Raw genomic sequence first — 8,407 nt, forward strand, 5'->3', positions numbered from 1 at the left:
CCTGCTCCAGAACCTGCTAAGAAGTCTGAAAACTACAAAAGCCTGCGGGTCACATTCTCCGCAGGCCTCGTACTGCAAGGGAAACCAAACTGCAACTTGCGTCGAGCCTAGCACGCACCCTGCGGCCGAGACCAGAGGGAAAGATCACGTCACTCGGACGTTTGAGACCCGCCGCAAGGCTGACGCAGACCCGGGGGCTAGTCTCGCGATGTGGACGTCTATCGCAGCCGGCCCCGCGTCGGCCACATTCAGTTCCTGAACTGCCTGCCCCTCTACTGGGGGCTGGCCAGAACCGGCACTCTGCTGGACCTGGAGCTGACCAAGGACTCCCCCGAGAAACTCAGTGAGCGCCTCGTCCAGGGGGACCTGGACATCGCCCCGATCACCCTCGTGGAGTTCCTCCGCAACGCCGACCAGCTCGTCGCCTTCCCCGACATCGCCGTCGGCTGCGACGGTCCGGTGATGTCCTGCGTGATCGTCTCGCAGGTCCCCCTGGAGCAGCTCGACGGAGCCCGCGTCGCACTCGGCTCCACCTCCCGTACGTCCGTACGCCTCGCCCAGCTGCTGCTTTCCGAGCAGTACGGCGTACGGCCCGACTACTACACCTGCCCGCCCGACCTGAGCGTGATGATGCAGGAGGCGGATGCGGCCGTACTGATCGGGGACGCCGCGCTGCGGGCCTCCCTGCACGACGCGCCCCGGCTCGGGCTGACCGTGCACGACCTCGGGCACATGTGGAAGGAGTGGACCGGGCTGCCGTTCGTCTTCGCCGTCTGGGCCGCCCGCAAGGACTACCTCGCCCGCGAGCCCGCCGTCGTGCGGGAGGTCCACGAGGCCTTCCTCTCCTCCCGGGACGTCTCCCTGGAAGAGGTCACCAAGGTCGCCGAGCAGGCGGCCCGCTGGGAGGCCTTCGACGCGGAGCTGCTGGAGCGGTACTTCACGACGCTCGACTTCCGCTTCGGTCCCGAACAGCTGGCCGGCGTACGTGAATTCGCACGCCGTACGGGATCGACGACCGGGTATCCCGCGGATGTCTCCGTGGAGCTGCTGAGCGCGGTGGTCCAGGAGTGCTGACCGGGTTTACCCGGCGGTAGTCCGAAGGGCGGACGGGCGCATGTGAGGTTTACCGGGAATTCCCGCCCTTTTTGCATTTCCCGCCCTGGGGCGGAATGCAAAAGGGTGACTGCGCTCCTTCCCCCGCCCCGCCCCGGCACCGCCTAGGCTGCTGCTCGGCCGGGCGGCACAAGGCGCCCGGGATCACGGGGAATTGGGGGACGCGATGCAGCCGCTCGAAGCCTGTGAGCCGCGGACCATCGGCGCCTACCGGCTGCTCGGCCGGCTCGGCTCGGGTGGCATGGGCCGGGTCTACCTGGGGCGCAGCGCGGGCGGCAGGACCGTCGCCGTCAAGATCGTGCACCCGCATTTCGCCACCGACGAGGAGTTCCGGGCCCGGTTCCGCCGCGAGGTGGAGGCGGCCCGCCGGGTGGGCGGCGAGTGGACCGCGCCGGTGCTGGACGCGGACCCCGAGGCCCCGGTGCCGTGGGTGGCCACCGGGTACGTGGCCGGGCCCTCCCTGGACCGCGCGCTGGCCGCGCACGGCCCGCTCCCCGAGGCCTCGGTACGGGCCATCGGCGCGGGGCTGGCCCGCGCCCTGGTGGCCGTGCACGGCCTGGGCCTCGTGCACCGGGACGTGAAGCCGTCGAACGTGATGCTCACCCTCGACGGGCCGCGGCTGATCGACTTCGGGATCGCCCGGGCCACGGACGGCACCGCCTCGCTGACCTCCACCGGGGTATCCGTCGGCTCGCCCGGCTACATGTCGCCCGAGCAGATCCTCGGCAAGGGGATCACCGGGGCGGCCGACGTGTTCTCGCTCGGCGCGGTCATGGCCTTCGCCGCGACCGGGCGGCCGCCCTTCACCGGGGACAACTCGGCCACCCTCCTCTACAAGGTGGTCCACGAGCCGCCCGAGCTGGGCGCGCTCCCGGCCGGGGAACTGCGCGACCTGATCGAGGCCTGCCTGGCCAAGACGGCCGCGGAGCGGCCGGCCCCCGAGGCGGTCGTGGCGGCCCTCGGAGGTGCGCTGGGCGCCCCCGGCTGGCTGCCCGGGCCGCTGGTCGAGGAGGCCAGCCGGGCCGCCGTGGCCCTGCTGGACCTGGACGCGGATTCCTCCGAGGGCGGGTCCGACGCGTCGGCGGGCCGGGGCTTCGGGGCGCCGTACTCGCCGTACGCGGACGGCCCGTCGGGGCCGGTGCCGTTCACGGCCGCCTCGTACGGAGGCCCGGCCGGGGCGGGGAGCTTCGGGCCGCCCGGCCCCGCGTACGGGGGGCCGGGCACCGGCTCGCCCTATGGTTCCGGCCCCGCCGGTACGGGCGGCGGCGGGATGGCCGGCTCGCCGACCGCGACCACCGGCTCACCCGGTGGCTCCGGTCCGTACGCGACCCCCGGCCCGGGCACCGGCGGCGGGGGGCTGCCCGGGCAGCGGACCGGCGCGGAGGATCCGGGGCGGCAGGTGACCGTCAGGGCGGCCGGGCGCCGGTTCAGCTGCACCGTGGTCCTGGCCGCAGCTGCCGTGCTGGCGGTGCTGTCCGGCGGGCTGTACTGGCTGGACGTCCTGCCGGGCCAGGGCGGCGGGCAGCGGGACCTGGCCGGCGACACCCGGCCCTCCGTCCCGGCTCCGGCCGCGTCGAGCGTCGCCCCGGGTGCCACCCCCGACGGCACCCCGACCCCGGGCGGGACCGCCGCCGCGCCCAAGGGGACCCGCCAGGACGTCCCCAAGGAGGTCATCGGCACCTGGAAGGGCACGGTCACCACCGCCCGCCTCGGCCTCCCCTCGGAGTTCGAGATCACCATCAAGGGCGGCAAGGTCGGCGAGGTCGTCGCCCGGGACAAGTCGGTCCTGGCCGCCCTGGGCACCGACTGCAGCGGCGACTGGAAGCTCTCCTCGGCCACCGACCGTTCGCTGGTCCTGGACACCGCCGGCAACCCCAACCCCGCCCCCGGCGTCTGCTCCAACGGCTCCGCCGACGAGCGCTTCACCCTCAACTCCAACGGAACGCTCCACTACAAGTCGGGCGACAGCCCGGCCGGGAACCCCGAAGGAGACCTCACCCGCAGCCCCTGAAAAACGCCGCCGGGTGCTGGCGTAGGCTGGATCGGTCCGGACCTTGACACAGACACACCGCCGAAAGGTGACTCACCGGTGACCGACCAGGCCGTTCTCCAGTCTGTCCTCGACCGCGCCGCCGCGGGGGGCCGGATCACCAAGGAAGAGGCGCTCGACCTCTACCGCCACGCGCCGCTGCACGCGCTGGGCCAGGCGGCTGACGCCGTGCGCCGCCGCCGCTACGCCGGTACCGAGCACATCGCGACGTACATCATCGAGCGGAACATCAACTACACCAACGTGTGCGTCACGGCGTGCAAGTTCTGTGCCTTCTACGCGGCCCCCAAGGACACGAAGAAGGGCTGGTCCCGCGACCTCGACGACATCCTGCGCCGCTGCGCGGAGACCGTCGAGCTCGGCGGCACCCAGATCATGTTCCAGGGCGGGCACCACCCGGACTACGGCGTCGAGTACTACGAGCACCACTTCTCCGCCATCAAGAAGGACTTCCCGCAGCTGGTCATCCACTCCCTCGGCGCGTCCGAGGTCGAGCACATGGCCCGCATCTCGGGCGTCTCGGCGGAGGAGGCCATCCGGCGCATCCACGCCGCCGGCCTCGACTCCTTCGCGGGTGCCGGCGCCGAGCTGCTGCCGGAGCGGCCGCGCACGGCGATCGCGCCGCTCAAGGAGTCCGGCGAGCGCTGGCTGGAGATCATGGAGATCGCCCACAAGCTGGGCGTGGAGTCCACCTCCACCATGCTGATGGGCACCGGCGAGACCAACGCCGAGCGCATCGAGCACATCGCGATGATCCGGGACACGCAGGACCGTACGGGCGGCTTCCGCGCCTTCATCCCGTACACCTACCAGCCCGAGAACAACCGTCTCAAGGGCCGCACCCAGGCGACGATCTTCGAGTACCTGCGCATGATCGCGATCGCGCGGCTGTTCCTCGACAACATCGCCCACATCCAGGGCTCCTGGCTGACCGTCGGCAAGGAGGCGGGCCAGCTCTCGCTGCACTACGGCGCCGACGACCTCGGCTCGATCATGCTGGAGGAGAACGTCGTCTCCTCGGCCGGTGCCAAGCACCGCTCCAACCGCCAGGAGATCATCGACCTGATCCGCAAGGCGGGCCGTACCCCGGCGCAGCGCGCGACGACGTACGAGCACCTGCTCGTGCACGACGACCCGGCGAACGACCCGGTCGACGAGCGCGTGGTCTCGCACATCTCCTCCACCGCCATCGAAGGCGGAACGGCGCACCCCGAGCTGAAGCTCATCTCCACGAACTGACGACGCCCGCCGACCGATGCTGACGCTGCACACCGCCGAACTCCTGGTCCCCGGGCCGGGATCCGCGCCGCTGCCCGGCGGTGCGGTCCTCGTCGACGGCGACCGGATAGCCCGCGTGGGGCCGTACGAGGAGGTCGCCGCGGCCCACCCGCACGCCCGGACCCGCCGCTGGCCCGGGGTGATCACCCCGGGGCTGGTGGTGCGCGGGGCGGACGAGCTGCTGGAGCGCACGTACTACCCGGACGACCCGTACGAGGTCACCGAGCTCGGCGCCGACCCGATCCGGGGGGCGGCCGCGCTGGAGGCGCTGAAGATGACCGAGCCGCGGTGGGGCCACAGCGCCCGGCGCGGTACGCAGCGGCTGCTGGCCCGCGGGGTGGTGGCGGTCTGCGGCCGCTTCACGATCCCGGCGGTGCGCACGGCGGTGTCCCGGTCCGGGCTCACGATCCTGCCGCCCGCCGCCTACGAGGGGCTGCCCGCGCTGGATCCGTTCGCCGGGCGGGGCGCTGCGGCGGAGGCCTTCCACGGGATCCTGGAGGCGGGGGTTCCGGCGCGCTTCGCGGTCTTCGCGGTGGCGGATGAGGCCGAGTTGCTGGAGCAGGGTGCGACCTCGTGCGTGGCCACGGTCATCGGCGGGCGGCTGCTGCACCGCCGTCGCTGAGCCCGTTCTCCCCGCCGGGGGCGGTGTCCTCGGCGCGCCGGGTGTCCTCCCGGGCGAGGGCGGCCAGCAGGCAGGCCTGCAGGCGGCTGATGCCGCCCAGCTTGGCCCGTATGTTGACCACGTGGAACTTGACCGTACTGACGGAGAGCTGGAGCTCGTCGGCGAGTTCCCGGTTGGAGGCACCGGTGGCCAGGCACAGGAACACCGCCGATTCCTGCTCGGTCAGCTGGGTGTCGGCGGGCCGGTCCCCGTGGGGCGCGGAGCCGCCCGGCACGTCCTCGCCCGGCGCCTGAGCCTGCGTGCCCGGCTCCTCGTACGAGGGGAACCACGCCGGGACGCTGAAGCTGACGACGCGCACGTTTTCTCCTAGCCCCCGGCCGGTTCGATGGCCGGCTCTCCCCCTTATAGGACGTGCGGACCGGACAGGTAGGTTCCATCGGAGTCGTACGGCCAGGCGTTGGACTTGCAGCCCTGCAGTCCCTTGATCTGCTGCATCATCGCCGGAGCGGGCTTGCCGGGGCCCGGGCAGCCCTCGTGTCCGCGGCCGAGCTCGTGCCCGACCTCGTGGTTGACGATCAGCGCCCGGTACTCCTCGGGCGTGCCGTCGAACTGCGGCGAACCCTCCTGCCAGCGCTTGAGGTTGACCACGACGGTGTGCCCCGTGCTGCAGTTGGTCTCGCCGATGAGCTCGGGCGTGACCACCTCGCACAGGCGGTCGGTGGTCTTGGGCGTGGCGATCTTGATGGTGAAATCGACCGGCTGGCCCGCCCCGACGAGCTGGAAGCCGTACGTCGGGTCCTGGGTCCAGCCGCGCCGGTCCCCGAGGATCGCCTCGACCGAGCGGGCGGCCGATTCCGGGTCGACCCCGCTGCCCTCCTCGACCTCGATCCGCCAGCGGCGCGCGGGCCCCTTGCCCTGCGCCTTGCCGGCGGTGGCGGAGGCCTTGAAGGCGCCCGGCTGGGTGGGTTTCGCCGCGTCGGGGGACGGCGTGGGCGAGGCCGGGGGAGGCGCCGCGGGCGAGGCGGGAGGCTGCTGCGGGGAGGGGGACTGCTGGCCGCCCTGCGGGACCGCGTTCGCGGAACCGTCGCCGGATTCCCCGGCCGTCGGGTCGGGCTTGGCGGCGGCCCGGCCGGCGGATGCCTTTGCGTCGTCGTCCTGGGGCAGCAGGGTGTACGCGGTCGCCGAGACCACGGCGAGGGCCGCCGAGCCGAGGAGGATCGTGCGCCGCAGCCGCTTGCGCCGCTCGGCCCGGCGCTGGGCGCGCGGGCTGCTGCGGCGGGAGCGACCGCTGGAATGGCCTGCCGGCATCGTGAAGCTTCCTGTTCGCGGCGGCCACTGCCGGACCGGCCACGATTCGGTCACCGGTCCGGTGGGTGACCCTCACCGGGCCGCACCATGTCAGTCAACGTGTCCGCCGGGTCGTGGCGTAACTGTCCTTCGGAACAGTTTCCGACACCTGTCCGGTGGGTAAGGCGGGCGGGGGTGCCGGAGCCCGCGCGGCCCGCGGGGGGCGCGGCCTGAGAGGATGGGTGCGTACCCGCCGATCCGCATCGCACACCGAGGGGCGAACGCCAGTGACAAGGGCTTCCCTGGACAAGCAGCCGCACGAAGTCGCCTCCATGTTCGACGGCATCGCGGCGAAATACGACCTCACCAACGACGTCATCTCGCTGGGCCAGGCCCGGCTGTGGCGCAAGCAGGTCGCCAAGGCGGTCGGCGCGCGCCCCGGGCACGTGGTCCTCGACCTGGCCGCCGGAACGGCCACCTCCTCGCTGCCCTTCGCCGCCGCCGGCGCGTACGTCGTCCCCTGCGACTTCTCCCTGGGCATGCTCATGGAGGGCAAGAAGAGGCACTCGTGGCTGCCGCTGACCGCCGGCGACGCGACGAAGCTGCCGTTCAAGGACGACGTCTTCGACACCGTGACGATCTCCTTCGGGCTGCGCAACGTCCAGGACACCGACGCCGCCCTGCGCGAGCTGTACCGGGTGACGAAGCCCGGCGGCCAGGTCGTCATCTGCGAGTTCTCGCAGCCCACCTGGGCGCCGTTCCGCACGGTCTACATGGAGTACCTGATGCGGGCGCTGCCGCCGGTGGCCCGCACGGTGGTGTCCGACCCCGACCCGTACGTGTACCTCGCCGAGTCCATCCGCGAATGGCCCGACCAGCCGGCGCTGGCCGTCCTGCTGCAGAAGGCCGGCTGGTCCAAGGTCGCCTGGCGCAACCTCAGCGGCGGCATCGTCGCGCTGCACCGGGGCATCAAGGACTGACCGCCGTGCCAGACGTCGCGCCCACGGACTACGGGCCCCTGCTGGAGCGGATCGCCGCCGACATCGCCCCGCTGATCGGCAGCGGCACCCCGGCCGAGTACATCCCGGCGCTGGCCTCCGTGGACCGGCGGCAGTTCGGGATGGCCATCGCCGACCTCGACGGCAACGTCTTCGGAGTGGGGGACTGGCGGGTCCCCTTCTCCGCCCAGTCCATCACCAAGGTCTTCGCGCTCGCCCTGGCCCTGGCGGAGGGCGGCGACAGCCTGTGGGAGCGGGTCGGCCGGGAGCCCTCCGGCAACCCGTTCAACTCGCTCGTCCAGCTGGAGTACGAAAACGGCATTCCGCGCAATCCGTTCATCAACGCGGGCGCCCTCGTGGTCACCGACCGGCTCCAGACCCTGACGGGCGACGCGAGCAGCGAGCTGCTGGAGTTCCTGCGGCTGGAGAGCCAAAACCCGGACATCGGCTTCGACGCCGAGGTCGCGGCCTCCGAGCAGGAGCACGGCGACCGCAACGCGGCCGTCGCCCACTTCATGGCCTCGTACGGGAACATCGACAACCCGGTGCCCGCACTGCTGGAGCACTACTTCTGGCAGTGCTCCATCGAGATGAGCTGCGCCGACCTGGCCCGCGCCGGGCGTTTCCTGGCCCGGCACGGGCTCCGCGCGGACGGCACGCGGCTGCTGACGCGCAGCGAGGCCAAGCAGATCAACGCGGTGATGCTGACCTGCGGGACGTACGACGCGGCGGGCGAGTTCGCCTACCGCGTCGGGCTGCCCGGCAAGAGCGGGGTGGGCGGCGGCATCGTCGCCGTCGTCCCGGGCCAGTGCACCCTCGCGGTGTGGAGCCCGGGCCTGGACGCCCGGGGCAACTCGGTGGCGGGCGTGGCCGCCCTCGACCGCTTTACGACCCTGACGGGCCTGTCCGTCTTCTGAGGCGCGCGTTCAGCCTCGCCGGCGTTCGAGGCGCGGGGGGGGGGGGGGGGGGGGGGGGGGGGGGGGGGGGAGGGGGGGGGGGGGTGGGGGGGGGAGGGGGGGGGGGGGGGGAGGGGGGGGGGAGGGGGGGGGGGCCGAACCC

8 protein-coding genes are annotated in these 8,407 nt (G+C 72.7%); 6 read left to right on the forward strand and 2 right to left on the reverse strand.

The features are described from left to right. Positions 1-210: 210 nt before the first annotated feature. The 4 genes from ACZ573_RS00445 to ACZ573_RS00460 all read left to right on the forward strand — a co-directional run bounded on the left by ACZ573_RS00445 (position 211) and on the right by ACZ573_RS00460 (position 5,063). Positions 211-1,074 carry a menaquinone biosynthetic enzyme MqnA/MqnD family protein gene (locus ACZ573_RS00445; protein WP_471297381.1) on the forward strand — a complete coding sequence of 288 codons (864 nt, stop codon included), beginning with the start codon at positions 211-213 and terminating at the stop codon, positions 1,072-1,074. Positions 1,075-1,279: 205 nt separating this feature from the next. Further along, positions 1,280-3,124, forward strand: a complete 1,845-nt coding sequence (locus tag ACZ573_RS00450) for a serine/threonine-protein kinase (protein ID WP_471297383.1) — start codon at positions 1,280-1,282, stop codon at positions 3,122-3,124. A gap of 78 nt (positions 3,125-3,202) precedes the next feature. After that, positions 3,203-4,402, forward strand: coding sequence for a cyclic dehypoxanthinyl futalosine synthase (mqnC, locus tag ACZ573_RS00455; RefSeq protein ID WP_471297385.1), 1,200 nt, complete (start codon positions 3,203-3,205; stop codon positions 4,400-4,402). 16 nt (positions 4,403-4,418) lie between these two features. After that, entirely contained in the window at positions 4,419-5,063 is a 645-nt protein-coding gene (locus ACZ573_RS00460; RefSeq protein ID WP_471297387.1) for an imidazolonepropionase-like domain-containing protein, read from the forward strand. Here ACZ573_RS00460 and ACZ573_RS00465 read toward each other — a convergent pair. Further along, entirely contained in the window at positions 5,029-5,421 is a 393-nt protein-coding gene (locus tag ACZ573_RS00465) for a response regulator transcription factor (RefSeq protein WP_471297389.1), read from the reverse strand. The two genes, ACZ573_RS00460 and ACZ573_RS00465, sit on opposite strands and share 35 nt — an antisense overlap. 44 nt (positions 5,422-5,465) lie before the next feature. Continuing rightward, positions 5,466-6,371 carry a DUF3152 domain-containing protein gene (locus tag ACZ573_RS00470; protein ID WP_471297390.1) on the reverse strand — a complete coding sequence of 302 codons (906 nt, stop codon included), beginning with the start codon at positions 6,369-6,371 and terminating at the stop codon, positions 5,466-5,468. A gap of 266 nt (positions 6,372-6,637) precedes the next feature. Here ACZ573_RS00470 and ACZ573_RS00475 point away from each other — a divergent pair, with 266 nt between their 5' ends. Both ACZ573_RS00475 and ACZ573_RS00480 read left to right on the forward strand, forming a co-directional pair. Then, positions 6,638-7,330 (forward strand): demethylmenaquinone methyltransferase, encoded by a 693-nt coding sequence (locus tag ACZ573_RS00475; RefSeq protein WP_471297392.1) that lies wholly within the window; start codon positions 6,638-6,640, stop codon positions 7,328-7,330. A gap of 38 nt (positions 7,331-7,368) precedes the next feature. Continuing rightward, entirely contained in the window at positions 7,369-8,265 is an 897-nt protein-coding gene (locus tag ACZ573_RS00480) for a glutaminase (protein WP_390172347.1), read from the forward strand. Positions 8,266-8,407: the final 142 nt, after the last annotated feature.

Source organism: Streptomyces sp. NPDC040545 (assembly GCF_055595065.1).